Source organism: Gordonia caeni, from assembly GCF_039537105.1.
In the GTDB taxonomy this organism is placed as follows: domain Bacteria; phylum Actinomycetota; class Actinomycetes; order Mycobacteriales; family Mycobacteriaceae; genus Gordonia; species Gordonia caeni.
In genome coordinates, this window is record NZ_BAAAZW010000006.1 from 83,644 (window position 1) to 108,962 (window position 25,319).

The 25,319-nt window shown below is 71.0% G+C and carries 29 protein-coding genes; 17 read left to right on the forward strand and 12 right to left on the reverse strand.

Translation table 11 applies throughout. The annotated features are described in order from the left end of the window. The first annotated feature begins 17 nt into the window (after positions 1-17). Positions 18-983 (forward strand): NAD(P)-dependent oxidoreductase, encoded by a 966-nt coding sequence (locus tag ABD732_RS11200; protein ID WP_344783661.1) that lies wholly within the window; start codon positions 18-20, stop codon positions 981-983. A gap of 13 nt (positions 984-996) precedes the next feature. On the opposite strand, the gene ABD732_RS11205 is transcribed toward ABD732_RS11200, so the two are convergent. Continuing rightward, positions 997-1,590: a DUF6069 family protein gene (locus tag ABD732_RS11205; RefSeq protein WP_344783663.1), complete on the reverse strand. Its 594-nt coding sequence runs from the start codon at positions 1,588-1,590 to the stop codon at positions 997-999. A 113-nt stretch (positions 1,591-1,703) separates the two neighbouring features. On the opposite strand from ABD732_RS11205, the gene ABD732_RS11210 reads away from it, so the two are divergent. Genes ABD732_RS11210 through ABD732_RS11220 form a run of 3 tightly spaced genes read left to right on the forward strand, consistent with a single transcriptional unit; the run spans position 1,704 to position 4,216 of the window. Next, positions 1,704-2,225, forward strand: coding sequence for a PH domain-containing protein (locus tag ABD732_RS11210; protein WP_344783665.1), 522 nt, complete (start codon positions 1,704-1,706; stop codon positions 2,223-2,225). After that, positions 2,222-2,908, forward strand: coding sequence for a response regulator transcription factor (locus tag ABD732_RS11215; RefSeq protein WP_344783667.1), 687 nt, complete (start codon positions 2,222-2,224; stop codon positions 2,906-2,908). The genes ABD732_RS11210 and ABD732_RS11215 overlap by 4 nt, the downstream gene beginning before the upstream one ends. Before the next feature lie 3 nt (positions 2,909-2,911). Then, positions 2,912-4,216, forward strand: a complete 1,305-nt coding sequence (locus ABD732_RS11220) for an ATP-binding protein (protein ID WP_344783669.1) — start codon at positions 2,912-2,914, stop codon at positions 4,214-4,216. Here the strand turns inward: ABD732_RS11220 and ABD732_RS11225 are convergent. Continuing rightward, entirely contained in the window at positions 4,188-4,748 is a 561-nt protein-coding gene (locus tag ABD732_RS11225) for a GtrA family protein (protein WP_344783671.1), read from the reverse strand. The two genes, ABD732_RS11220 and ABD732_RS11225, sit on opposite strands and share 29 nt — an antisense overlap. 160 nt (positions 4,749-4,908) lie before the next feature. Here ABD732_RS11225 and ABD732_RS11230 point away from each other — a divergent pair, with 160 nt between their 5' ends. From ABD732_RS11230 to ABD732_RS11240, 3 genes are read left to right on the forward strand one after another with little or no spacing between them, the layout of a single operon-like run. Then, the gene (locus ABD732_RS11230) at positions 4,909-6,126 is read left to right on the forward strand and encodes a 5-(carboxyamino)imidazole ribonucleotide synthase (protein ID WP_344784101.1); all 1,218 of its coding nucleotides are present in this window, start codon (positions 4,909-4,911) and stop codon (positions 6,124-6,126) included. 1 nt (position 6,127) lies between these two features. Then, complete coding sequence (purE, locus tag ABD732_RS11235) at positions 6,128-6,655, forward strand: 5-(carboxyamino)imidazole ribonucleotide mutase (RefSeq protein WP_344783673.1); 528 nt, start codon at positions 6,128-6,130, stop codon at positions 6,653-6,655. 5 nt (positions 6,656-6,660) lie between these two features. After that, on the forward strand, positions 6,661-7,158 hold the full coding sequence (locus ABD732_RS11240) for a mycothiol transferase (RefSeq protein ID WP_344783675.1): 498 nt from the start codon (positions 6,661-6,663) through the stop codon (positions 7,156-7,158). Here ABD732_RS11240 and ABD732_RS11245 read toward each other — a convergent pair. Genes ABD732_RS11245 through ABD732_RS11265 form a run of 5 tightly spaced genes read right to left on the reverse strand, consistent with a single transcriptional unit; the run spans position 7,146 to position 10,593 of the window. Then, complete coding sequence (locus ABD732_RS11245; RefSeq protein WP_344783677.1) at positions 7,146-7,643, reverse strand: hypothetical protein; 498 nt, start codon at positions 7,641-7,643, stop codon at positions 7,146-7,148. The two genes, ABD732_RS11240 and ABD732_RS11245, sit on opposite strands and share 13 nt — an antisense overlap. A gap of 38 nt (positions 7,644-7,681) precedes the next feature. Further along, positions 7,682-8,695: an NAD(P)H-dependent flavin oxidoreductase gene (locus ABD732_RS11250; protein WP_344783679.1), complete on the reverse strand. Its 1,014-nt coding sequence runs from the start codon at positions 8,693-8,695 to the stop codon at positions 7,682-7,684. 1 nt (position 8,696) lies between these two features. Continuing rightward, the gene (locus ABD732_RS11255) at positions 8,697-9,398 is read right to left on the reverse strand and encodes a GNAT family N-acetyltransferase (RefSeq protein ID WP_344783681.1); all 702 of its coding nucleotides are present in this window, start codon (positions 9,396-9,398) and stop codon (positions 8,697-8,699) included. Next, positions 9,395-10,216 carry a dienelactone hydrolase family protein gene (locus ABD732_RS11260; protein WP_344783683.1) on the reverse strand — a complete coding sequence of 274 codons (822 nt, stop codon included), beginning with the start codon at positions 10,214-10,216 and terminating at the stop codon, positions 9,395-9,397. The genes ABD732_RS11255 and ABD732_RS11260 overlap by 4 nt, the downstream gene beginning before the upstream one ends. Continuing rightward, entirely contained in the window at positions 10,213-10,593 is a 381-nt protein-coding gene (locus tag ABD732_RS11265; protein ID WP_344783685.1) for a nitroreductase family deazaflavin-dependent oxidoreductase, read from the reverse strand. Before ABD732_RS11265 ends, ABD732_RS11260 begins: the two co-directional genes overlap by 4 nt. A 77-nt stretch (positions 10,594-10,670) precedes the next feature. Here ABD732_RS11265 and ABD732_RS11270 point away from each other — a divergent pair, with 77 nt between their 5' ends. The 3 genes from ABD732_RS11270 (at position 10,671) to ABD732_RS11280 (ending at position 13,408) form a co-directional block, all read left to right on the forward strand. Beyond that, the gene (locus ABD732_RS11270; protein ID WP_344783687.1) at positions 10,671-11,291 is read left to right on the forward strand and encodes an ASCH domain-containing protein; all 621 of its coding nucleotides are present in this window, start codon (positions 10,671-10,673) and stop codon (positions 11,289-11,291) included. A 287-nt stretch (positions 11,292-11,578) separates the two neighbouring features. Next, positions 11,579-12,172, forward strand: coding sequence for a TetR/AcrR family transcriptional regulator (locus ABD732_RS11275; protein WP_344783689.1), 594 nt, complete (start codon positions 11,579-11,581; stop codon positions 12,170-12,172). Between the two features lie 72 nt (positions 12,173-12,244). Continuing rightward, positions 12,245-13,408, forward strand: a complete 1,164-nt coding sequence (locus tag ABD732_RS11280; RefSeq protein ID WP_344783691.1) for an acyl-CoA dehydrogenase — start codon at positions 12,245-12,247, stop codon at positions 13,406-13,408. Positions 13,409-13,439: 31 nt separating this feature from the next. Here ABD732_RS11280 and ABD732_RS11285 read toward each other — a convergent pair whose 3' ends face one another. Together ABD732_RS11285 and ABD732_RS11290 are read right to left on the reverse strand one after the other, a co-directional pair. After that, on the reverse strand, positions 13,440-14,147 hold the full coding sequence (locus tag ABD732_RS11285) for a TIGR03089 family protein (protein ID WP_344783693.1): 708 nt from the start codon (positions 14,145-14,147) through the stop codon (positions 13,440-13,442). 20 nt (positions 14,148-14,167) lie between these two features. Continuing rightward, positions 14,168-15,847 (reverse strand): LCP family protein, encoded by a 1,680-nt coding sequence (locus ABD732_RS11290; protein WP_344783695.1) that lies wholly within the window; start codon positions 15,845-15,847, stop codon positions 14,168-14,170. A 149-nt stretch (positions 15,848-15,996) separates the two neighbouring features. On the opposite strand from ABD732_RS11290, the gene rfbD reads away from it, so the two are divergent. The 3 genes from rfbD to manB are packed head-to-tail and all read left to right on the forward strand — an operon-like array spanning position 15,997 to position 18,962. Then, entirely contained in the window at positions 15,997-16,893 is an 897-nt protein-coding gene (gene rfbD, locus ABD732_RS11295; RefSeq protein WP_344783697.1) for a dTDP-4-dehydrorhamnose reductase, read from the forward strand. Positions 16,894-16,922: 29 nt separating this feature from the next. Further along, positions 16,923-17,861: a glycosyltransferase family 2 protein gene (locus tag ABD732_RS11300; protein WP_344783699.1), complete on the forward strand. Its 939-nt coding sequence runs from the start codon at positions 16,923-16,925 to the stop codon at positions 17,859-17,861. 6 nt (positions 17,862-17,867) lie between these two features. Continuing rightward, positions 17,868-18,962: a mannose-1-phosphate guanylyltransferase gene (manB, locus tag ABD732_RS11305; RefSeq protein ID WP_344783701.1), complete on the forward strand. Its 1,095-nt coding sequence runs from the start codon at positions 17,868-17,870 to the stop codon at positions 18,960-18,962. Between the two features lie 7 nt (positions 18,963-18,969). On the opposite strand, the gene ABD732_RS11310 is transcribed toward manB, so the two are convergent. Next, positions 18,970-19,632, reverse strand: a complete 663-nt coding sequence (locus tag ABD732_RS11310) for an O-methyltransferase (RefSeq protein ID WP_344783703.1) — start codon at positions 19,630-19,632, stop codon at positions 18,970-18,972. Positions 19,633-19,855: 223 nt separating this feature from the next. On the opposite strand from ABD732_RS11310, the gene sigE reads away from it, so the two are divergent. The 4 genes from sigE to tatB all read left to right on the forward strand — a co-directional run bounded on the left by sigE (position 19,856) and on the right by tatB (position 22,909). Next, positions 19,856-20,470 carry an RNA polymerase sigma factor SigE gene (gene sigE, locus ABD732_RS11315; RefSeq protein WP_344783705.1) on the forward strand — a complete coding sequence of 205 codons (615 nt, stop codon included), beginning with the start codon at positions 19,856-19,858 and terminating at the stop codon, positions 20,468-20,470. Between the two features lie 88 nt (positions 20,471-20,558). Continuing rightward, on the forward strand, positions 20,559-20,909 hold the full coding sequence (locus tag ABD732_RS11320) for a zf-HC2 domain-containing protein (RefSeq protein WP_344783707.1): 351 nt from the start codon (positions 20,559-20,561) through the stop codon (positions 20,907-20,909). A gap of 3 nt (positions 20,910-20,912) precedes the next feature. Further along, on the forward strand, positions 20,913-22,409 hold the full coding sequence (locus ABD732_RS11325) for a S1C family serine protease (protein WP_425553031.1): 1,497 nt from the start codon (positions 20,913-20,915) through the stop codon (positions 22,407-22,409). A gap of 11 nt (positions 22,410-22,420) precedes the next feature. Next, complete coding sequence (gene tatB, locus ABD732_RS11330; protein WP_344783709.1) at positions 22,421-22,909, forward strand: Sec-independent protein translocase protein TatB; 489 nt, start codon at positions 22,421-22,423, stop codon at positions 22,907-22,909. A 50-nt stretch (positions 22,910-22,959) separates the two neighbouring features. Here tatB and ABD732_RS11335 read toward each other — a convergent pair whose 3' ends face one another. Beyond that, a complete protein-coding gene (locus tag ABD732_RS11335) occupies positions 22,960-24,102 on the reverse strand; it encodes an Mrp/NBP35 family ATP-binding protein (protein WP_344783711.1) in 1,143 nt (380 codons plus the stop codon). Between the two features lie 44 nt (positions 24,103-24,146). Next, positions 24,147-25,286: a lytic transglycosylase domain-containing protein gene (locus ABD732_RS11340; protein WP_344783713.1), complete on the reverse strand. Its 1,140-nt coding sequence runs from the start codon at positions 25,284-25,286 to the stop codon at positions 24,147-24,149. Positions 25,287-25,319 lie beyond the last annotated feature (33 nt).

Here is a 25,319-nt window from a genome sequence, read left to right on the forward strand (position 1 = left end):
GAACCAGGGAGGACGACATGGCCGAGATCTACAGCGCTGTCGCGCTGCCCGACGACTCAGTGGCGTTGCTGCGGGACGCGGGCGCCGACTACCGCCTCTTCGAGGGGGCGGGCGACATCACCGAAGACCAGTTGGCTGCCGCGATCGGCGACGCCGAGGTCCTGATCAGCGCCGTGAACATCGGTGTGACGGAGACGGTGATCGGCGCCGCGCCGAAGCTCGCACTGATCGCCAACGTCGGTGACGGCTACAGCAACATCGACCTGGACGCGGCCCGTGCCCGCGGTATCGCCGTCACCAATGCGCCGACCATCGATTCGGTGGCCTCCACCGCCGAACAGGCGGTCGCGCTGCTGCTCGCGGTGTCCCGGCGCGTGCTGGGCGGCGATCGCCTGATGCGCTCGGGCGACTTCACGGGCTGGGAGGTGACCGGCTACGTGGGTGGTCACCAGGTGTACGGCAAGGCGCTGCTGATCATCGGGCTGGGCCGGATCGGCCGGCTGGTGGCACAGATGCTCAGCGGCTTCTCCATGACGATGTACTACGTCGACCCGGTGGCGGCCGACGCGGACTTCGTCGCCGAATACGGCCTCACCCGCGTCGAACTGGACGAGGGGCTGGGCCTGGCCGACTACGTCACCCTGCACTGCGATCTGACCGACGACAACGCCGGGATGATCGACGCGCGACGGCTGGCGCAGATGAAGACGTCCGCCTACCTGGTGAACGCCGCGCGCGGCCCGCTGGTGGTGGAGGCCGATCTGGTGGCGGCACTGCAGGCCGGCACCATCGCCGGTGCCGCACTGGACACCTACCAGCACGAGCCGTCGATCAGCGCGGCACTGGCCTCCCTGGACAACGTGGTCCTGACCCCGCACGCGGGCAACGCGACCGTGGAGGCGCGCCATGAGATGGCGCGCGATGCCGTCGGCAATGCCCTCGCCCACCTGCGCGGGGATCAGCTCGAGTACGTGGTGACCTGACCCGCGCTCGCCGTCAGCTGTTGCTGCGGTGGCTGCGGTTGCCCATCGTCGGGATCAGCGACAGCACGGGCAGACCGATGCAGACGTGCAGCACGCCGGTGGCCAGACCGCGCCAGATGTCGCCGTCGGCGGCCAGCGGCACCACGAACGCGGCGATGATCAGCAGGCCGACGATCCAGCGGTAGAAGCTGTCCGGCGTCGGCGTGACCAGTTGCAGGATGTACCAGAGCGCGCCGCCGACCAGCGCGGTGATGAACCCGGCCACCGCGAACCAGTACTCGCCGCCCGGGTCGAGCGGATTCCACACGCCGAACTGGCCGGTGGCGGTCACCGCGCGGGCGATGAGGCCGATGATCCAGGCGACCAGCCACGCTGCCAGACCGGTCACCACGCCGGTCATAAAGACGCCGCCGGAGAACAGCAGCGGATCCACGTTCGGCCCGCGACGCGGGGGACGGGCGGCGGGCTGGGCCTGACCGTACGAGGTGCCCCCGGTCGGCTCGTAGCCGTACTGCGTGTGGGGGTAGTCCGCGGCGCCGGGATCCTGGCTGTACGCGCGCGTCTGCGGCGGCTGCCGGCGTGGATCCTGCGGATCGGAGTAGGTCATCTCGCCCCTGCCTGTGTCGCACGTGTCGTCTGGCACGCTCGGAGTTGCTTCTCAGCAGTCCAGTGTACTGGCGCCGCTCCCTGCCGGGCGATACCGCGGACTACGCTGGCGACATGGCATATCCGCGGGAGAACCTGGCGCCGGGCGAAGTGGTGGTGGTCCACCGGCACCCGCACTGGAAGAGCCTGGCCGGTCCGGTCCTGCTGTTCTGGCTCGCCACGGCCGTGGCCGGACTGCTGCTGGGGTTGCTGTGGGGCGCCGACAGCCTCTTTCAGATGCGTCCCTGGGGCACCGTGGTGATCGCCGTGCTGTGGGCGGCGGCGGTGATCTGGTGGCTGGCGAGGCCGGTGACGACGTGGATCTCCACCCATTTCGTGGTGACCGATCGCCGGGTGATCTACCGCCGGGGGCTGCTGACCCGCTCGGGGATCGACATCCCGATCAGCCGGATCAACACCGTCGAGTTCGAGCACGGCCTGACCGACCGGATCCTGCGGACCGGATCGCTGCAGATCCAATCGGCGTCCGAGGAGCCGCTGACCTTCGTCGACATCCCGCGGGTGGAAGCGGTGCACGCCCTTCTCTACGAGCAACTGCTCGATGAGGCCGAGGACGACGTTCGGAGCCGGTGGTGAGCGGCGGCCGCGCCATCCTGCTGGCCGAGGACGATCCGGCGATCGCCCAGCCGCTGGCGCGCGCACTGATCCGCGAGGGCAACGACTGCACGGTCGCCGAGACCGGGCCGCAAGCGCTGGCCGAGGCGCTGTCGGGGACGTACGCGGTGGTGATTCTGGATCTGGGGCTGCCCGGCATGGACGGGCTGGAGGTGTGCCGACGGATCCGGCGGGAGCGTCCGCAGTTGGCGGTGCTGATGCTGACCGCGCGCACCGAGGAGGTGGACTTCGTGGTCGGTCTGGACGCCGGTGCCGACGACTACGTCGGCAAACCGTTCCGGCTGGCCGAGCTGCTCGCCCGCGTTCGCGCCCTCCTGCGGCGCAGTTCGGGCGCCGACGACGTGGTCCTCGACAGCGGCGACATCCAGCTGGACGCCCGGGCCCGGCGCGTCGTCGTCGACGGTGCCGAGCTGACGCTGGCCAACCGCGAGTTCGACCTGCTGCGCTACCTGATGGAGAGCCCGGGACAGGTGCTCACCCGCGACGAGATCATGACCGAGGTCTGGGGGTCGACGGATCTGCGCTCGTCCAAGACCCTGGACATGCACATCTCGTGGGTGCGCCGGAAGATCGGTGACGATCAGCCCGGCCGCCGCAAGCACATCGCCACCGTGCGCGGCGTCGGCTTCAGGTTCGATCCGTAAGCCATGCGCCAGCGCATCCTCCGCACCATGATCGCCGTGCTGCTGGCGATGGCGATCCTGCTCGGCGTCCCACTGGGCGTGGTCACCTGGTCGTGGATCTCCCGCAACGCCCACGAGGACCTCTCCGGCCGGCTCAAGTCGATGTCGGAGTTCGTCCTGGCCGAGGAGGCCGCCGGGCGGTTGGCCGGCCCCGAGTCGCTGGACCTGGACGAGTTCCGGCTGCTGCTGCCGCCGAACGGTTCGCTGGCACTGACCGGCCCGGCCGGCGATCAGGAGCTGGGGCCGGAGCCCATGGGGGCGCAGCTCACCGACTCGGTGACCCTCGGTCAGGGCTACACCCTCACGCTCTCGGTGCCGCGCAGCGAGGTGCGATCGAGTCAGTTGCTGGCGTTGCTGGTGCTCGGCCTGGTGATCGGCGGCTCGGTGGCCGGCGGCGGCCTGGTCGCCCTCATCACGGCGCGCCGGCTCACCGAGCCGCTGACGCAGGTGGCGGGCCGGGCCGCGGCGATGGCGCGCGGCGACTTGCGGTCGGCGTGGCCGTACTACGGGATCGACGAGCTCGATCGCGTCACCACGGCGCTGTCGGAGGCCAACGCCGAGATCGCGCGCCGGCTGGAGCGGGAGAGCCAGATCATCGGCAACGTCTCCCACCAGCTGCGCAGTCGGCTCACCGCGATTCAGCTTCGGCTCGACGAGCTCACGCTGCACTCCGATCCCGAGGTGGTGGCCGAGGCCCAGGAGGGAGTCGCGCAGGTGGAACGGCTGGCCGCCGAGCTCGACGAACTGGTCTCGGCCTCGCGCGCGGAGGGTGGAGCGCGGGCCGCGGTGGACGTGGTGGAGGTGGTACAGACGCTCGCCGAGGACTTCCGCGGCCCCTTCGAGGCGGCCGGGCGCCGCATCCGCGTCGAACTGCCCGACCGGCCGCGGCCGGTCTACGGGCGGCCGGGCCGGTTGCGGGAGGCGCTCAGCGCGCTGCTCGACAACGCGCTGAGCCACGGCGGCGGCTCGGTGACGGTGCGGGTGGACGATCTGGTCTCGGCCGACATCGTGCGCGTCACGGTCAGCGACACCGGCGGCGGGGTGCCCGATCACCTGGCACCGGACATCTTCCGGCGGGGCTTCTCCGGCGGTGCCAGCACAGGGGTGGGGCTGTCGCTCGCGCGGGCTCTGGTGGAGGCCGACGGCGGACGCCTGGATCTGGTGTCCCGCAGGCCGGCGGTCTTCGCGGTGGTGATCCCGGTGCGCTCGGGTGGCGACGACGGATCAGATCCGCCGCTGGTCAGGCGTGACCCAGTTCCTCATCGGTGAGCTCTTCGGGCGTCGGATCCAGGTCGGTGGACCCGCCGTGCCCGCCCGGTCGCTGCTCCTCGGGGAACGCGAACCGCCGCAGGGCCCAGAAGCGGAAGGCCATCTGCAGCAGGTTGCCCAGGACGAACGCCAGAATGAAGTCGACGACGGCCAGTTCCAGGTTGCCCAGGTTCTCACGCATGTTGAAGACGTTGTTGCCCAGCCACAGCGGGGCGGCGGCCAGCAGCACACCGACACCGCTGATGGCGAAGAACAGCAGGGCCTCGTGGTGGCGCTCGCGGCCGCCGCGGTTCTTGAACGCCCACTCCCGGTTGAGGATGTAGCTCAAGATGGTGGCGATCACGCCGGAGATGATGCGCGCGATCACCGGCTTCTCGTGCAGCACCGAGAACACGAGTCCGTAGTAGACGGCGGTGTCGACCAGGAAGGTGGTGCCGCCGACGATGGCGAACTTGATGAACTCGCTGTGCTTCAGAGCCAGCCGATGCAGAGGCTCGGGCAGCAGCGAGAGAAGCCCGTCGATGGATGGCACAAGGTGTGAGTGTACGTAAGGGGACGCTGCGACCAGAACTCCCCGGCGCGGTGTGTGGCGAATCGGCCTGCGCGGCCGATGAACCTCGCGGCACGAGGGGCGAGTCGCGCGTGTCAAGATTGATCGCGTGAGCCAGCCATCTCCTTCACTCCGCACCGGCATGCCGACCGTCACCATGATCGGCGGTGGTCAGCTCGCCCGGATGACCCATCAGGCCGCGATCGCCCTGGGACAGTGCCTGCGCGTGCTGGCCGGCTCGGCGGATGAGCCGGCCGCGTCGGTGAGCGCCGACGTGGTTCTGGGCTCCCACGACGACCTGGACGATCTGCTGCGCGCGGCCGACGGCGCCGTCGCGGTGACCTTCGATCACGAGGGGGTGCCGCTGGAGCTGCTGCGGGGCCTGCAGGACCGCGGGGTCACGGTGCGCCCGCCCGCAGAGGCGCTGCAGTACGCCCAGGACAAGCTGCTGATGCGGACCCGGCTGACCGAGCTGGGGCTGCCGGTGCCCGCCTTCGCGGACCTGTCCGGCGAGGTCTCCGCCGCCCGGGCGGCGCTGATCGCCTTCGGTGAGGTGCACGACTGGCAGATCGTCCTCAAAGCCGTGCGCGGAGGCTACGACGGCCGCGGTGTGTGGCTGATCGACGGCGACGCCGACGCCGCGCTGGCCGTCTTCGACGACCGCAGCGGCGGCGACACCGTGCTGATGGCCGAGCAGAAGGTGGCCATGGCGCGCGAACTGTCGGCAATGGTCGCGCGGTCCCCGCAGGGCCAGGGGGCGGCCTGGCCGGTGGTGGAGACGGTCCAGCGGCACGGCCAGTGCGCGGTGGTGCTGGCACCGGCGCCCGGGCTCGACGAAGAACTGGCTCAGCGCGCACAGCAGATGGCGCTGGGGCTGGCCGCCGAGCTCGGCGTCGTCGGGAACATGGCGATGGAGCTGTTCGAGACCATCGACGGCGACCTGGTGGTCAACGAGCTGGCGATGCGGCCCCACAACAGCGGGCACTGGACCATGGACGGCTGCGTCACCTCGCAGTTCGAGCAGCATCTGCGCGCGGTGCTGGACTATCCGCTCGGTGACACCGCCGCCCGAGCCGGCACCGTGGTGATGGCCAACGTCCTCGGGGCCGAGCACGAGCCCGCGATGTCCATGGACGAGCGTTTGCACCACCTGATGGCCCGCCTGCCGGAGGCCAAAGTCCACCTGTACGGCAAGTCCGAACGCCCGGACCGCAAGGTCGGGCACATCAACATCGTCGGCGCACCGGGGCAGGACGTCGAAGACGTCCGGGAACGCGCCGAACGCGCGGCACACTGGATGAGCCACGGCATCTGGACCGACGGCTGGGATCCGCACGCCGCCACCGAAGAGGAGAACTGACATGACCGATTCATCTGCTGCTGGGGCGCCCGCGCCGCGCGTCGGCCTGATCATGGGCAGCGACTCCGACTGGCCGGTGATGAAGCCGGCCGCCGAGGCGCTCGCCGAGTTCGGCGTCCCGTTCGAGGTCGGTGTGGTGTCGGCCCACCGCACCCCGCAGCGCATGCTCGACTACGCGCGCGGCGCCGCCGAACGCGGCGTGCAGACGATCATCGCCGGCGCCGGCGGGGCAGCGCACCTGCCCGGCATGGTGGCCGCGGCGACCCCGCTCCCGGTGATCGGCGTGCCGGTGCCGCTGAAATACCTCGACGGCATGGATTCGCTGCTGTCGATCGTCCAGATGCCGTCCGGGGTTCCGGTCGCGACGGTCTCCATCGGCGGGGGGCGCAACGCTGGCCTGCTGGCGATCCGGATCCTCGGTGCCTCCGATCCGCATCTGCGCGGGGAGATGTCCGAGTTCCAGGCAGACCTGGAGGCCATCGTCCTGGAGAAGGACGAGAAGCTGCGCAAGTCGATCTTCGAGGACTGACGACGGTGCCGGGCGGAGCCGATCGCGATCGGGCGCTGCAGGCCGCGTACGCGGTGGTCTCCGGCGAGATCTTCGACGCCGTCTCGTCGGTGCTGGGCCGGTGCGACGATCAGACCGTCAACGCCGTCCCCGGCGCGCCCGGCATCAACTCGGTGTTCGCCCTGGTGACGCACATGGACGGGGTGATCGCCGACTGGGGTGGCAATCTGGTTGCGGGCGAGGCGATTCCGCGAGATCGGACGGCGGAGTTCAGCGCCCTCGGCTCCGTCGCGCAGGCGCGCGCACTGCTGGAACGTATGCGGGAACGGCTGCCGCGCTACGTGCATCTGGCGCTGACCGAGGGCATCGCGAACCGCTCCGGGATCTCTTCGACCCGCGCCGACGCCGCCGCGGCGACCTCGGAGTTCGTCGTGCTGCACCTGCTCCGCGAACTCGCGCAGCACACCGGGCATCTCGAAGTCTGCGGTGACCTCGTGGCCCGGCGCACCGATCACCACATGTAGGTGCCGGTGGCTCGATCCGGGTCCACGCACACGATCACGTGATCGCCCGCCTCCCAGGTCGCCTCGTCCGGAAAGGCGTGGTTCAGCGTCTTCTGCGGGTTCGCGATTCCCTGGAGCTTGGTGCATTCGTCGACGGCGACGAAGTACATGCTCGGGAATCCCATGTAAGGGATGTCCGCGTCAGTCGCACCGTCGCCCCGGCGGATGTTGGACTTGAACGGACCGGCCACCACCACCGGCGCGCTGTCGGGAGTGTCGCAATCGACCACTGTGAGCGTCGAGACGCCGTACAACTTCCCGGCGCCGAGGTCGGCGTTGAGGACGCAGTCGCCGACCTGCACCGCGCCGAGCGGCGTCGGCTTCGGTGCGGTCGTCGTGGCCGTCGACGACGGTGCGGCCGCGGGCTTCTCCGATGGCCCGCAGCCGGTGACGGCGAGCGCGACGGCGCCGAGCAGCACGACCGCGGCACGTGAGTGCGTTTTCATGGCACGAAACTAGCAGTGCGGCAATCGGATCGGGCAGGTCAGGTGCCCGGGGTGAGCTGCGCGACCACCTCGGCGGCCGAGACCTCCCGGGCTCCGCGCCAGCCGGTGCCCGCCCAGAGATTGATCATCTGCGGATCCTCGGCCGCGGCGCGCCGCAGGGGGCCGGTCAGTGTGTTGACCTGCGGATAGACCGGGGGAGCGGTCGCGCTGAAGTCGCGAATGAAGTCGTTGACCAGCCCCCGGGCCAATCGCCCGGAGTACGCACGGGTGGTGGCGGTCTCGGTGAATCGCGGATCGGACAGGGCGTCGCGATGGGCGGGTTTGGTGCCGGCCTCGCCGGTGCGCAGGAACAGGGTGCCGACCTGGGCGGCGACCGCCCCGGCGTCGAGAATCGCGCGGACGTCGTCGACGTCACCGACACCTCCGGAACCGATCACCGGTACGCCGAGCGCGCTGACGTCGGCGACGAGTTCCCGCACGCCGATCTCGGTGTCGCTATCGAGGATTCCGAAGGTGGACCGGTGCCCGCCCGCCTCGATGCCCTGCGCGCACAGGGCGGCGGTGCCGGCGGCGACCGCGCGCTCGGCGTCGGCGCGGCTGGTCACCGTGGTGACGGTGCCGATGCCGTGGTCGGCGAAGGCGGTGTAGATCTCCGGAGCTGGAGCGCCGAAGGTGAACGACACCGCGGCGACTCCTGATTCGAGCAGCACGGCCACCTTCGCGTCGAAGGCGTCGTCGGAATACTCGACGTGCTCCGGGAGTGTGGCGCCGAACCGTTCGGCCAGGCGCAGCAGTCGTGTGCGGTAGCCGGCGAAGGCCTCGGCGTCGAACGGGATCTCTTCGGGGACGAACAGATTCACCCCGAACGGGGCGTCGGTGAGGGCGCGCACGGCGGCGATCTCCGCGCGCAACCCGTCGGCGGTGAGGTAGGCGCCGGCCAACATGCCGAAGCCGCCCGCGGCGCTGATCGCCGCCGTCAGCTCCGGGGTGGACGGGCCACCGGCCATCGGGGCGCCGACGATCGGGGCGGCGAGGGTGGACGGGTCGAACACGTCAGTGCGTCCTTTCCGGAACCCGCACGATCTCCAGAGGCACGGTGCTGCGGTGGATGAAGCCCATGTCCTCGTAGAGAGCGCACGCGGGATTGTCGGCGGTGGTGTGCAGGAACGGCAGGTCGCCGCGGCCGACGATGCCGGCGGCCACGGCGGCGATCAGGCGGCGCGCCAGGCCCCGCCCGCGGGCCGCGGGCCGGGTGCAGACGGCGCTGATCTCCGTCCAGCCGTCGGGTTTCGCCCGCTCACCGGCCATGGCCAGCAGCGTTCCGGTGGCCGGGTCGCGAAAGCCGAGGTAGTCGCCCAGCTCGATGGTGCGGGGCAGGAAGGGGCCGGGTTTGGTCTCCTCGATCAGCGCGGCCATCTCCGGCACGTCGTCCTCTCCCAGGCGGGTCAGCGCGGGGTCGGCCACCGCGGCGACGTGCTCGCCGGTGAACTGCACCAGATCGAAGACCTCCAGCACGCTCCAGCCGGCGGGCAACTCGCCGCGGCGATCGCGCAGACCCACCAGGCCGTCGGGCCCGGCGAGCGTTGCCAGATCGGTGAAGTCGGCGGCGGTCAGTTCGCGCGGATGGGCGTAGAACACCGAGACGTCGGGCTGGTAGGCCAGTGCGCTGCCGTGGGTCCGCGCGAACGCGCGATGCCGTCCGCGCAGGGCCGACCCGAACGGATCGTCGAGGGGAGACAGATCGGCGACCGTCATCCGGTGACCCCCAGCTTGCTGCGGAAGAAGTCGATCACCTGATCCAGGGTGTCGCGGGTGGGTTCGCCGGGCTCGTCGATCAGGTGCTCGGTGAGCACCGAATGCGGCGGGATCAGCGCCTCCGGGTTGGCCGCGGAGTCGGGCAGTTCGACGCCGATGAACGCATCGCCGAGTTGTTCGCGCAGAAAGTCGAAGCGGGTGCCGGGCACCAGGCGGTCGCCCTCGAAGCGGGCGCCGAGGACCTGAAGTCCGTTGGCGCAGCGCACCTTCACCGTGGCCAGGTCGTCGGGTGCGATGTCGATGTTGCGCCGCCGACCGGGGGTGAAACCGAAAGGCAGCGAGGGTTGGGAGAGGACCGGGGCCAGCATGCGGTCGTCGACGGCCATCGCCAGCGCGAACCCGCCGGTGACGCACATGCCGACCGCCCCCACGCCGGGACCGCCGCACTCCTCGTGGGCCCGGGCGGCCAGGGCCCGCAGCCAGACCACCACCGGAGAGCTCTTGCCGGTCGCGAAGATGGTGAACTCGCGGGATACACAGACCTTGGTGAGCGCTTTGGCCATGGTCGCGCCCACGCGCGGCAGATCCGTTGCGCCACTGGGCTCGGGGGAGACGCCGTCGGTGCCGAACAGCGACGGCACGTACACGGTGAGACCGGCAGCGGAGACGCGGCGGGCGAAGTCGATCACCTTCGGGGTGATTCCGGGGATCTCGGCGATCACGATCACCGCGGGCCCGGTGCCGCGGCGGTAGTAGCGGTGGGTCACGCCGTCGTGGGTGAACTCCTCGGCGGCGAAGTCCGCCAGCGGCGCCGTCATTCCGGCGTCCCGGTGATCCGCCCGAACAGGACGCCCTCGAACGGACGGCCTGCGAAGCGGGCCAGTCCGACGATGTCCGGCGAGTCCGGCGGCAGAATCCGCGCCCCGGCCACGTGCAGACGCTTGCCCTTGCGGACCAGGGTGAACTCGCCGGCAGCCAGGACATTGCGCACCCAGTCGCTGTCGGTGCCGTACACCAGCGGAATCGACACGCGGCCGTGCTCGGTCCAGCCCAGCACGGGCGTGGAGTACGCGGAGCCGGAGACGCGGCCGACGTGCTCGACGACGGCCCACGGGGCGACCTTCGCCGCCCACATCCCTTGGATCGGGTTGGTGACGTACTTGTTGAAGCGGGCGACGCTGCGGGGAACTCTCACACCTACATAGTGGCCCATCGGTGGTCGGTGCGGGAGAGTCCGTGACCGGGCCGGGGTCGGCGTGACAGCATCGAAGGGTGCTCATCAGCAAGCCGATCGCCGAACAGATCCGGGCCGGGACCGTCACCGCGCAGTACCGGCGATGGGATGCGCCGCGGGTGAAGGTCGGCGGGACACAGCTGACTCCGGCCGGGCTGGTGCGATTCACCCGCGTCGCGCGGGTGAACGACCTGTCGCGGTTGACCGACCGCGCCGCCCGCGCCGCCGGCATGAAGAACGCCGATGCTCTGCGGAAAGCGCTGACGCCCAAGCCGAACCGCAAACCCGGCGCCCGCGGCTCGGCGGGCGGCGCCCATGTCTATCGGATCAACCTGGAGTGGGCGGGAGAGGATCCGCGGCTCGCATTGCGGGAGGAGCTGCCCGACGAGGCGGCGTGCCGGCAGATCGCCGAGCGGACCGCGGTGCTCGACCGCCGGCTCGGCGGCGGGTGGACCCGCGACACGCTGGAATGGATCGGCGAGAACCCGCAGGTGGTGTCGAAGGTGCTCGCGCGCCGGCGCGGTGTGGACTTGCAGCCGATGAAGACCGACATCCGCAGGCTCAAGGCCCTCGGGCTCACCATCAGCCACGACGTCGGCTACGAGCTGTCCCCGCGCGGGGCCGTATTCCTGGACTGGCTCCGCCGCGCAGCGACGTAGTTCGCGTATCCGGCCGGCTGCCGGATCCGAGTGGATCGGGGCTCGACCAGCGTGAACGTGCCTGGATCTGCCCATAGTGGTGCGACCGACTGAATCCTCGTGCTGGGCGCGGCGTCTGGTGCGGTGCGTTGTTTGAGAATTTCGTAGTGGGCCCCGGCTCGTGTCCCGTCGGAACGGGTAGAAGCTCGCCGCCGGGACCGGTCTCCCGAGCTTTGGCGCTCGAAGCGACCTCCACGGTCGGTTGAAGCGCCGAAGTTCGCCGGGGGTGGGTGCGTAATACTGGGAACATGGCCACGACCGAGCAGACGCACGTCGATCCGGCGGAGTTCCGGCTGCACGTGGTGGCCGAATCGATCAGGTTGTTCGCCGAGCAGGGGTACGAGGCCACCACGGTCGACGACATCGCCGCCGCCGCCGGCACCTCCCGCCGCACCCTCTTCCGTCAGTTCGGATCCAAGGAGGGGCTGATCTTCGCCGACCACGAGTCGCTGCTGGATCAGGTCGCCGGGCTGCTCGAGAACGCGGCAGACGCCGACGACCCGTGGTGGGTGGTCTGCGAGGGCGCCGAACTGGTCTTCGCGCACTTCGCCGCCAACCGCGAACTGGCCGCCCGCCGATACGCCGTGGTCTCACAGGTGGCCACCCTGCGTGACCGCGAACTGGTGATGGTGCTGCGCTACCAGCGCCTCTTCGAGGACTATCTGCGCCGGGTGCAGCCGGCGGCGCCACGCACCCGCATCGTCGCCTACGCCGCAGCGGTCACGGCCGTGCACAACTATCTGCTGCGCCGGATGAGCCGCGGCGACCGCGAGGCCACCGAGGCCGCCCTCGATGCGGAACTGCGGCGCCTGCGCGCGACCCTCGCCGTCGACACCGGTTGACCCGATCCCGGCGGCCCGTGTTCAATGGGCCCCAGACCCGATGGTGGCACGCAGTGCCAAGAGGAGTAGACAATGGCTTTCGGAAACCCTGATTTCGACCTGTTCCAGCTGCCCGAGGAGCATCAGGCGCTGCGCGACGCGATCCGGGCGCTCGCCGACAAGGAGATCGCGCCGTACGCCAAGGAGGTCGACGAGAACGCCCGCTTCCCCGAGGAGGCCCGCAAGGCCCTGGTGGCCAGTGGCTTCAACGCCATCCACGTCCCCGAGCAGTTCGACGGCCAGGGTGCCGACTCCGTCGCCGCCTGCATCGTGATCGAAGAGGTCGCCCGCGTCGACGTCTCCGCCTCCCTGATCCCGGCCGTGAACAAGCTCGGCACCATGGGCCTGATCCTGTCCGGCTCCGACGAGCTCAAGGCTCAGGTCCTGCCGTCGATCGCCTCCGGCGAGGCCATGGCCTCGTACGCGCTCTCCGAGCGCGAGGCCGGCTCGGACGCGGCCGCGATGAAGACGCGCGCCCGCCGCGACGGTGACAACTGGGTGATCAACGGCTCCAAGTGCTGGATCACCAACGGCGGGCAGTCCGCCTGGTACACGGTCATGGCCGTCACCGATCCGGAGAAGGGCGCCAACGGCATCTCGGCGTTCATGGTCCACAAGGACGATCCGGGCTTCGTCGTGGGCCCGCTGGAGCACAAGCTGGGCATCAAGGGATCGCCGACCGCCGAGCTCTACTTCGAGAACTGCACCATCCCCGCCGACCGGATCATCGGCGACGAGGGCACCGGCTTCAAGACGGCGCTGGCCACCCTCGACCACACCCGCCCGACCATCGGCGCGCAGGCCGTCGGTGTGGCGCAGGGCGCCCTCGATCAGGCCATCGCCTACGTCAAGGAGCGCAAGCAGTTCGGCAAGACCATCAGCCAGTTCCAGGGCGTCGAGTTCATGATCGCCGACATGGCGATGAAGGTCGAGGCCGCCCGCCTGATGGTCTACACCGCCGCTGCCCGCGCCGAGCGCGGCGAGTCGAACCTGGGCTTCATCAGCTCGGCGTCCAAGTGCATGGCCTCCGACGTCGCGATGGAGGTGACCACCGACGCCGTCCAGCTGTTCGGCGGCGCCGGCTACACCACCGACTTCCCGGTGGAGCGCATGATGCGCGACGCCAAGATCACCCAGATCTACGAGGGCACCAACCAGATCCAGCGCATGGTGATGGCGCGCGCCCTGCTGCGCTGAGCCGACGCCGACGCCGACGCCGGCCGCCCACTCAGTCGAGTGTGCGGTCGGCGTTCTCTGTCGCGGCGATGCCGGAAAGGTCTTGGTCCGCAGCCGGATCCACCCAGATCAGGGCGGCACCGGCAGTCAACGGGCCGAGAAGGTTCGCGACCATCTCGTCGGCGGTGCGCCACGGCCGGCACGACAGCACGCGGGCACCCGGCGCCAGGTGGTCGCGGTCGGCCGCCTCCCGGGCGGCCGACAGCACCTGCGCCACGCTGCGCTCGCCCAGCGCCTGCGGACCGGCGCCGGCGGGGGAGAAGTGGTCGCCGTGCGGGCGGACGGTGTCCCCGAAGTCGGTGGCGAACGGCGGCAGATCCGGGACGCGACCGCCGAACGGATCCAGCGGCACCACCACCAGCTCGTCGGCGTCGGGTTGGCGCTCGATCCCCGATCGATCGGCGAAGACCACACGCGCCTGGGTGGCATCGTCGCCGGGCAGCTCCACGCGCAATCCCGCCCACCAGACGCCGAGCAGCACGGCCGCCGTCTGCCAGTGTTCGGGCAGATCCACCAGCACCGAGTCGCCGGGCACCAGCCCGGCCTCGTCGCGCAGGTAGTTGGCGATCTTGGCCGCCCAGTTCTCCAGCGTGGTGCCCGACAGCCCGACGCGCTGGTCGGGGCCGTAGTAGGTCAGGAGCGGTCGTGCGCGATCGCCGGTGGCGGCGAGTACGGCGTCGGTGACGGTGCGATGTGTCATGTCAGCTCACGGGATCCGGATCAGTTCACGCAGACGGGGCCGTCGGTGTCGGCCTTGATGGGCGCCCCGGCCTTACCGGCGTCGCGCTTCACGGCCGCCGGCGAGGTGCCGTCGTTGGTGTTGTCGCCCTGCGGTCCGGTGTTCCAGATGGCGCCGAGGCCGGTGTAGGTGTTGGTCAGGACCGCGCGCAGCTTGTCCTCGGGCAGGTCGGAGTCCTCACGGATCTCGATGCCGCCGCCGAGGTCTTTCACCAGCTGCTTGGCGGCCTCGTTGTCGGTGGAGTGCGCGAAGACCAGCGAGTTGAACTCGTTCATCGGCTTGCTGGTGGTCTCGCCCTCGCGGTAGCCCTTGGCCGTCAGGAGGCCGGCGACGTTGGCGGCCAGGCCGTCGACGGTGCCGGCGTTGACCACGTCCACGGAGTAATCCGAGCGTCCGCCGGACTCGCTGGTCGCGGCCTCGCCGAGCTGACGGTCGACGAAGGTCTTCACCTGCTGCGGATCCACTTCGACCACGCTCTGGGTGCCGTCGTCGCTCCAGCCGTGCTCGGTGATCACCGGGATGGTGGTGAACTTGACGTTGCCGCCGCTGAGGTCCTTGAGGTTCGACGCCAGGTTCACCACGTCCCAGCCGTCGTCCATCACCACCGAGCGCGAGACCGCGTTCTCCAGTTCCTGCAGTTTGGACGGGTTGGTCAGGGTCTGGGTGGACAGGATCTTCTGGGCGAGCGAGGCCATGTAGACCTGCTGGCGGGTGATCCGGTCCAGGTCGCCGCGCGGGAGGTCGTGCCGCTGCCGGACGAAGCTCAGCGCCTTGGGGCCGGTGAGGGTCTGCTGGCCGGCCCGGAAGTTGGCGCCGGAGAGCGGCTCGCGCACGCGGCTCTTGAGGCACACGTCCACCCCGCCGACGGCGTCGGTGAGGAGCGCGAAGCCCAGCAGCCCCACTTCGGCGTAGTGGTCGACGGTGACGCCGGTCAGGTTCGAGACCGATTCGATGAGCGCCTTGCGGCCGGCCTTGATGCCGTCCGCTTCGGCGGTCGCCTCGTCGGTGCCGGCCTCCACCGCCTGGCGCCGAACGCCTTCGCGGGTGGTGCCGTAGGCGGCGTTGATCTTGCTCTTGCCCAGGCCCGGCACCTCGACGTAGGTGTCGCGCGGGATGGAGACGGCGGTGGCCGCCGAGCCGTCGTTCGGGATACGGATCAGCAGGATGGTGTCGGTGGAGGTGGTCACCTCGTCGCCCACGCGCAACCACTTCAGTTCGTCATCGGTGAGCGGATCGCCCTTGGCGTCCAGTCGCGAGTCGGTGCCCACCAGCAGGATGTCCATCGCGCCGTCGGCACCGCCGCCCAGGCCGAGGCCGCCGAGCAGGGTGACGCTGGAGTTCAGGCTGGAGACCTTGTTCCAGCCGTATCCGGTGGCCAGCACCACCACGACCGCCAGCAGTGCGACCAGGCCGCGACCCACGGGAAGCAGGTCTTTGGGGCTGCCGCCGCCGGTTCGGGCCGCCTTGGGGCGCGGGCCCTTGGGAGGTCCGCCGGGACCGGCGGTGCGCCGGGGGCGGGTGTGGATCTCGGCCGAGGTCTGCCGCTGACGCGGCGTGTTGGAGACGGGAGTGCTCCGGCGGGTACCCCTCGTGGACCGGCCGGACTGCGCAGCAGCCCGCGATCCGGTCGGCCGGCCACGGCCTTCGCGACGAGGTTCCACCGTCGTGCGTCCCCTTTGATGTTGCAGATGTGACGAATGTGGCTCCCAGCGTACTGGTTGCCGACGCGGAATCCGGCGTGCGCAACGCCGGTCGTGTCCCTCGCCACGCCGGCGCCGTGCGGTGCTCGGCGTGCGGCACCATGGGAGTCATGCCGCTTCGTACCGTCCACCTCGTCGGCGCCGGGGGACAGCTCGGTACCGCGCTGATCGCCCGAGCCCCCGCCGGGACCGAGCTGATCGCCTACTCCTCGAGCCTGCTGGACGTCACCGACGCCGGGTCGGTGCGCACGGCGCTTGCCGGACTGGTCCCGGGGGACGTGGTGCTCAACGCCGCCGCGTACACCGACGTGGACGGGGCGCAGACCGATCGTGAGGTGGCGTTCGCGGTCAACGCCGACGGGCCGGGGCACCTGGCCGCGGCCACCGCGGCAGCCGGGGCGCGCCTGATCCACGTCTCCACCGACTACGTCTTCGCACCCGAGCCCGGACGCACCGCGGCCCTGGAACCCGGCGACCTGGACCCCGATGCCGCTCCGGCGACCGTCTACGGGGCGAGCAAGCTCGCCGGGGAGCGTTCGGCGCTGGCCGCCGACCCCTCCAGCACCGTGGTCCGGACGGCCTGGGTGTACACCGGGGGCCCGGAGTCCGCCGATTTCGTCGGCACCATGCGGCGGCTGGAGGCGTCCCGCCCGGAGATCTCGGTGGTCGACGATCAGCGCGGCTGTCCGACCTACGTCGCCGACCTGGCCGACGGGCTGTGGGAGCTCACTGCCCAGACCGCCACCGAACCGGAGCGCACCGCGGGGGCGGTACTGCACGCCGCCGGCGGTGGTGAGGCCACCTGGTACCGGCTCGCCCGCGCCGTCTTCGCCGGTGTCGGCGCCGATCCCGACCGGGTCCGCCCGTGCACCACCGCGGACTTCCCCCGCCCCGCCCCGCGCCCCACCTTCTCCGTGCTCTCCGGGCGCTCGTGGGCCGAGGCAGGCCTCACGCCGCTGCGCGACTGGCCCGCCGCCCTGCGTGACGCACTCGACCCACCTGCCTGAACGGCCCCGGCGGGCCGATGGCCTACTCTATGGCGGTGACTTCAGAGCCTGAGTCCCGCGCGACCGCGGACGATGCGGCGGCTTCGGTGGCCGTGGTGACCGTGACGTACTCGTCCGGGGACTACCTGCGCCGCTTCCTTCAGACCCTGAAGACCGCCACCGATCGGCCGGTCCAGGTGGTGATCGCCGACAACGGCTCCACCGACGGCGCCCCCGAGCGGGCCGCGGCCGAGCACGACTCGGTGACGCTGGTGCACACCGGCGGCAACCTCGGCTACGGCGGCGGGATGAACCGGGGCATCGCCGAAGTGGATCCCGATGTGGAATTCGTGGTGCTGTCCAACCCCGACATCGAGTGGTCGCCGGGGGCGCTGGACGAACTCCTCGCCGCCGCCCGCCGCTGGCCGCGTGCCGGAGCGCTCGGCCCGCTCATCACCGAGCCGGACGGCACCGTCTATCCGTCGGCCCGCCGCGTCCCCGATCTGGTCTCGGGAACCGGGCACGCACTCCTGGGCGCGGTCTGGAAGTCCAATCCGTGGACCGCCGCCTACCGCGATCACGACGCCGAACTCACCGAGCGCCCGGTGGGCTGGCTGTCCGGGTCGTGCCTGCTGGTGCGCCGGGCCGCCTTCGATGCCGTCGACGGCTTCGACGCGCGTTACTTCATGTTCATGGAGGACGTCGACCTCGGAGACCGGCTGGCCAAGGCCGGCTGGCTGAACGTCTTCGTCCCCGCGGCCTCGGCGATGCACGCCAAGAGTCACTCGGTCTCCCGGCATCCGGAACGGATGATCGCCGCCCACCACGACAGCGCCTACCGCTTTCAGGCCGACCGCCATCCGGGCGCCCGCTGGGCGCCGGTGCGCTGGGGCCTGAAGTCCGGTCTGGCGGTGCGGAAGAAGCTCGCCGTCTCCGCGGCACTGCGCCGGCAGCGCGCCGACGCGTCGCACACCGAACAAGAAGGGTGACCAATCGTGGCTCCTGATCAGCAGCACGACCCCGGCAGCGTACAGGCGCTGATCCTGGTGGGCGGCAAGGGAACTCGTCTGCGACCGCTGACGCTGTCGGCGCCCAAGCCGATGCTGCCCACCGCGGGCGTGCCGTTCCTGACGCACCTGATCTCGCGGATCCGCGAGGCCGGCATCACCGACATCGTGCTGGGTACCTCATACCGGGCGGAGGTCTTCGCCGAGTACTACGGCGACGGCGCCGACCTCGGCGTCAACCTGACCTACGTGACCGAGGAAGAGGCGCTGGGCACCGGCGGCGGCATCCGCAACGTCTACGACGCTCTCACCGCCGACACCGTGCTGGTGTTCAACGGCGACGTCCTCGGCGGCACCGACATCCGCGAGGTCCTCGACACGCACCGGACCTCCGGGGCCGAGGTGACCCTGCACCTGGTCCGCGTGGGCGATCCCCGGGCCTTCGGCTGCGTGCCCACCGACGCCGACGGGCGCGTCAGCGCCTTCCTGGAGAAGACCCAGGACCCGCCGACCAACCAGATCAACGCCGGCACCTATGTCTTCAACCGCGACGTGATCGGCGAGATCCCGGCCGGCCGGCCGGTCTCGGTGGAGCGCGAGGTGTTCCCGAAGCTGCTCGCCGAGGGGCGGCACATCCAGGGCCACGTCGACGCGGCCTACTGGCGGGACATGGGCACCCCGGAGGACTTCGTGCGCGGCTCGGCCGACCTGGTGCGCGGCATCGCCCCGTCGCCCTCGCTGAACGGGACCTGCGGCGAGTCGCTGGTGAAGGCCGGCGCACACGTCGCCTCCGACGCCGTACTGGTGGGCGGCACCGTGGTGGGTTCCGAGGCGCAGATCGGGCCGCGCGCGCGGCTCGACGGCGCGGTGATCTTCGACGGCGCCATCATCGAGGCCGGTGCGGTGGTCGAACGCAGCATCGTGGGCTTCGGGGCGCGGGTCGGCAGGGGGGCGCTGATCCGGGACACCGTGATCGGCGACCAGGCGCACATCGGCGCCCGCTGCGAACTGCTGCGCGGCGCCCGGGTGTGGCCCGGGGTGCAGATTCCGGAGAACGGGATCCGCTTCTCCACCGACGTCTGAGCGCCGGTCAGCGCGCCTTGGCGGCGGCGAGCAGGCCGGAACCGACCGGAACCACGGCCGGGATCAGCCGGTCGTCGTCGGCGATCAGGGTGGCGGCCTCGCGGGTGGCCAGCGTGCGCGGATCGGTCGCCTGCGGGTCGGCGATGGTGCCGCCGGCCGAGGCGTTGTTGAGCACCACCACGCCGCCGGGCCGCAGCATGCGGACGGCCTCGGCGACGAACGTCGGGTAGCTCAGCAGCGGACCGTCGATGAAGACCACGTCGTAGGACTCGTCGGCCAGCCGGGTCAGCACGTCGGTCGGCGCACCGGTGATCAGACGGGTGCGGCCCGGCGCGACACCGGCGTCGGCGAAGGCCTGCCGGGCGGCCCGGTGATGTTCGGGTTCGGGGTCGATGGTGGTCAGCACGCCGCCGGGGGGCATGCCCGCCAGCAGCCACAGGCCGCTCACCCCGACCCCGGTGCCGATCTCCACCACGTGCTGGGCGTCGGCGATCCGGGTCAGCAGCGACAGCAGGGCGCCGGCGGCGGGGGAGACGGTGGTGGCCCCGAGTTCCTCGGCGCGCGCCCGGGCCGAGCGGAGCGCGTCGTCCTCGACGATGGCCGCATCCGCGTAGGCGGCCAGCTGGTCGGCGCGCGACGGCGCGGGTTCGGTGGTGGACGTGTCACTCATGCCTACGAGCGTGCCACGCCCGTACTGACCTGCGGCGGTGGCACGCCGGGAGGTGGCCCAGATAGCCCGCGGCCGGGCCGGATCCGCATCCTCAGTAAACACACAGGTCGATAACAGGACCAGCACACGGGCGTAGGAGAGGCTCGATGTCAGATACCGGGGGAATAGCAGCGCCAGTGGCGATGTTGCACCCCACAGGCCACCGAAGGGACAGAGTAAACCGGTGCAGGCAGCTCAGAGGGACGACGCTCATTCGCCGTTCGCGGGGACCGCGGGTTTCGACGCGACCGGTGATCGGACGCTGCTCCCGTCATGGGAACAGCTCGTGTCCGAGCACGCCGACCGCGTCTACCGCCTGGCCTACCGGCTCAGCGGCAACCAGCACGACGCCGAAGACCTGACGCAGGACACGTTCATCCGCGTCTTCCGCTCGCTGAACAACTACCAGCCGGGCACCTTCGAGGGCTGGCTCCACCGCATCACCACCAACCTGTTCCTGGACATGGTGCGCCGCCGCAACAAGATCCGCATGGAAGCCCTGGAGACCGGGTACGAGCGCATCAGCTCCGACACCCCCGACCCGCAGCAGGCCTTCGCCGACGCCAGCCTGGATCCGGACCTGCAGCAGGCGCTCGACTCGCTGTCGCCGGAGTTCCGTGCCGCCGTGGTCCTGTGCGACATCGAGGGCCTCTCTTACGAGGAGGTCGCGACCACCCTGGGCGTCAAGATGGGCACGGTGCGCAGCCGGATTCACCGTGGCCGCCAGGGGATCCGCGAGTTCCTGGCCGCGCGCGGGCACACCGACAGCCGCTCGGTGGCCGTCGGCAGTGGTGGCTGAACCCGCATCCAGCCCCGTTCAGATAAGCTGGGGCCATCTCCGTCGCGAGCGCGGCGGAAGCTTTTCTGTTGGGAAAGGGGTGACACGCGTGGCTGACGACCGAACCTCCCGGATGCGGCGCTGGGCGCCTGCGGGTGCGACTTTCGCACCGAATCCGGACTATCGGACCGGCCGCGCCTTCGCCTCGACCGATCACCTGGCCGCCGATGCGGTGGTCGCCTACGTCGACGGCGTCCTGCGGGGAGCCGCCCGCGGGCGCGCCGAACAGCACCTGCAGCTGTGTCCCCAGTGCGCCGCCGACGTGGCCGCGCAGGCCGACGCCCGCTCGCTGCTGCGCGGCTGCCACGACGTGAGTGCACCGTCGAGCCTGATCGGTGAGCTCAGCCAGATCCCGACCCGCGAGTTCGACGTGCGCGGACTGCACCGGCGGAGCCGCTGACACGTGAGTGACACCCCCGACTGGGCGGCCCGCGACGGCGCCGACCCCACCCGCGACCCGTCCACCGGCGATCGGTCCGGCGAACCGCGGGAGCCGCATCGCGGCGCCCCGGTGTCCCCGCAGACCGCTGCTGTCTTCGGCCGCCCCGACGGCGTGCAGGGATCGTTCTCGCAGACCCCGTCAGCGCAGCCGCAGCCGCAGATCGCCGCGCCAGACCCGGTACTGGCCGAGGCCTTCGGCCGTCCGGCGGGCACCGCCGACACCTTGCAGCGCGACCCGTACGCCACGTTCGGGCGCGACGACGACGAGGCCGAACCGGCCGATCCGTGGCGCGATCCGGGCAGCCCCGCGCAGCTCGACGCTCCCGCGCTGAGCGAACCCGAAGCGGACGGCCCGCGCGCCACCGGACCGCGCATGGGCATCCGGGAACTGCTCTTCGGCGATCGCGTGCACTGGTGGGCGCTGGCCACCCTGGCGATCGTGGCGGTGCTGGTCGGCGTGGCCGGCGGCCTGATCGGCCGCTGGACCGCAGAGGTGATCCCACCGCTCAACTCCAACACCGTCGAACTCGATGTGGACGACTCGGACGCGGCCTCCGGCGACGTGGCGAAGGTGGCCACCGCCGTCGCCCCGTCGGTGGTGATGATCGAGGTCCGCACCGCGAGCGAGGGCAGCAGCGGCTCCGGCTTCGTGGTGGACAAGATGGGCTACATCGTCACCAACAACCACGTGATCTCGGCCGCGGCCAACGACAAGGAAGCCAAACTCGAAGTGGTCTTCTCCGACCACAACCGGGTGCCGGCCCGCATCGCCGGGCGCGACGTGAGGACCGACGTGGCGGTGCTGAAGGTCGACGACGTGGAGAACCTGACCGTCGCCAAGCTCGGTGACTCGAGCAAGCTCGAGATCGGGCAGCCGGTGATCGCCTTCGGCGCGCCTCTGGGCCTGGACCGGACCGTCACCACCGGCATCGTCAGCGCCGTGGACCGTCCGGTGCCGCTGCGCCCGGACGCCTCCTCCGACACCGACGCGGTGATCAACGCCATCCAGACCGACGCGGCCATCAACCCGGGCAACTCCGGTGGTCCGCTGGTCGATGCGCAAGGCCGGGTGATCGGTGTGAACACCGCCATCGCGGCCGCCGGCGGAGGCTCCATCGGCCTGGGCTTCGCGATCCCGATCAACGAGGCGGTGCCGATCAGCGAGAAGCTGATCGCCGACGGCTCGGTGACCCACCCGCAGATCGGCGTGACCGCCGCGACCGTCCGCAACGACCAGGTCTTCGGCGCCCGCGTCAAGGACGTCGCCGCCGGGAGCCCGGCCGCGCGCGCCGGACTCAAGGAGAACGACGTGATCACCGAGTTCGACGGCCGTCCCATCGAGGGTGCCGACGAGTTGACGGTGGCCGTGCGGATGGCGAAGATCGGGCAAGAGGTGAAGTACACCTACTGGCGCGACGGCCGCACGTTCAGCGGTACGGTCACGCCCGGCGACGACTAGAAGGCGACGCGATGTTCAGCAGTGTCGGGTGGGGCGAGATCCTCATCCTCCTCGCCGCCGCCCTGATCATCCTGGGACCCGAACGGCTGCCCGGCGCCATCACCTGGACGATGCAGTCGCTGCGCAAGGTGCGCGACTACGCCACCGGCGCCTCGCAGGATCTGCAGGAGCAGATGGGCACCGACTTCGACTCCATCCGCGAGCCGCTCGCACAGCTCAACGAGCTCCGCCAGATGACGCCGAAGGCGCTGGTCACCAAGCATCTGTTCGACGGCGACTCGTCGTCGCTGGACTCGATGGAGTCCTCGGTCCGGGACTCGCTGAGCATCTCCGGTCCGGCCCCGGCCAACCCGCATCCGGTGGCACCGGCCGCGGAGACGCCTGCCGCGCCGACCGCGGGCACCACGCAGGTGGACCCGGCCCGGCTGAACGGCGACACCGCGCCGCCGCCGGAGACGCCGCCGCGCCGGCACGACGTCGCGGACTGGGACGCCACCTGAGGGCTGGTCGGCCCAGGCCCGCTGAGCCGGTGCCCGCGCGGCACGCGGGGTCAGTGCCGGACGGTGTCGATCCCCAGGCTCATGCCGGCCAGACCGCGGCGGCGGACCGCCAGCTTGTCGGCCACCGAGCGCAGCGCCGCACCGGACGCCGACTCGGGCGCCGACAGCACCACCGGCGTGCCGGCGTCGCCGCCTTCGCGCAGCTGCTGCTCCAGCGGCACCTGGCCGAGGAGTTCGACGGGTGCCCCGACCGCCCGGGTGAGGCGCTCGGCCACCTGCGCGCCGCCGCCGGAGCCGAACGGCTCCATGCGCGTGCCGTCGGGCAGTTCCATCCACGACATGTTCTCCACCACGCCCAGGATCTTCTGCCGGGTCTGCAGTGCGATCGCACCGGCGCGCTCGGCCACCTCGGCGGCCGCCTGCTGCGGGGTGGTGACCACCAGGATCTCCGCGCCCGGGATCAGCTGCGCGATGGAGATGGCCACGTCGCCGGTGCCCGGCGGCAGATCCAGCAGCAGCACGTCCAGGTCGCCCCAGTAGACGTCGGCCAGGAACTGCTGGAGGGCGCGGTGCAGCATCGGCCCGCGCCAGGTGACCGGGGTGTTGCCGTCGGTGAACTGGCCGATCGAGATGAACTTCACGTCGTGGCTCATCGGCGGCATGATCATCGACTCGACCTGGGTGGGCTTGGCGTCGCTGCCGAGCATGCGCGGCACGCTGTGGCCGTAGATGTCGGCGTCGAGCACACCCACCGACAGGCCGCGGGAGGCCAGGGCCGCCGCCAGATTGACGGTGACGCTCGACTTGCCGACGCCGCCCTTGCCCGAGGCGATCGCGTACACGCGGGTCAGGTTGCCGGGCTTGGAGAACGGGATCTCCGGCTCGCTCCGGTCGCCGCGCAACTGCTTGCGCAACGCCGTGCGCTGCTCGTCGTCCATCACGTCCAGTTCCACGCGGACCTCACCGACACCGGGCACGTCGGAGACGGCGGACTTCACGCTGCCGCTGATCTCACCCCGCATCGGACAACCCGCGGTGGTGAGGAAGATGGCGACGTCGACGCTGCCGTCCGGGGACACGGCCACCGACTTGACCATGTTCAAATCGGTGATCGGCTTACCGATCTCGGGATCGGCGACCTTGCTCAGCGCCGAACGGACGGCGGACTCGGTGGGGGTTGCTGCGGTGCTCACGCCCCCACCATAGTCCGCGCCGTCACGGGCGGCCGTGCGCGGGCTTACCGGCTGGCGGCGGGCTTCTTCGAGGTACTGGCTCCGGGCCTGGGCGCCGGTGACTTCGGGGTCGCCTTCGGGGCCGGCGCCTGCGGTCCGAGCCCCGGCGGCAGGCAGATGGCTCCCAGGCAGGTCGGCGGCGGGGCCGGACTGGACTTGGACGACGGCGGAGTGGACGTGGACGTGTCGTCGTCCTTCTCGCCGCGGGCGGCCCGATCCCTGGCGGCCTTCTCCTTCGCCGCCTTGTCCTTGGCGGCCTTGTCCTTGTCGTCGTCCGGGGCCGAGTGGCTCATCTCCGGGATACCGCCGGTGGGGACCACCCCGGTGGCGTAGGCCGCAGCCCAGCCCAGCACGTTGTTGGCGTAGGCCATCGACCGGTTGTAGCGCAGCACCGCCCCCACCTTGTTGGCGTCGGCCATGATGTCGGTGACACCGGCGCACAGGTAGCGGCCCGCCGAGTAGGTGGCGTCGAAGATGTTGTCCGGGTCGGACTTGCCGTCCCCGTTGGCGTCCGAGCCCCAGGTGGCCCAGGTGCTGGGAATGAACTGCATCGGGCCCATCGCGCGATCGTGCTTGGCGTCGCCGTCCAGGCGGCCGCCGTCGGTGTCGGTGATCACCGCGTTGCCGGCCAGCGACCCGTCGAGCACCGGGCCGCGGATCTTGGTGCGGGTGTTGCCGTAGGCGTCGACGTTGCCGCTGCCCGCGTGACCGGACTCGATGCGGCCGATGCCGGCGAGCAGATACCAGGGCAGCTTGCACTGGGGGCTCTCGGCGGCCACCCGCGTCGAGGCCAGCTTGTAGGCCTGCAGCACTACACCGGGAATACCGAGGGGGCCGCTGGGCAGGTTGGCCGCGATCCGGAACTGCGGATCAGCGCCGGCTTCGGCCGACTCGGGAGGCGGGGCGAAGCCGTACAGGGCCGCCGGATCGGAGGGCACCGACTGCGCGACGGCGACGGCCTGCTGGTGCTCCTCGGCGGTCAGCGTGACGCTGGCGACGGCGGGGGCCTGCGCCCCGGCGGAGGTGCTGGCGGTGGCGCCGCCCAGGACGACGGCGCCGACAGCGGCGATACCGGTGGTGACTGCTACTCCGCGCCACGGCATACCCGTGGTCCGGCCCTTCGGGCCCCAGAAACTCATCCCCATCAGTTCTGATAACTCCAGTCGATGCCGTCGTCG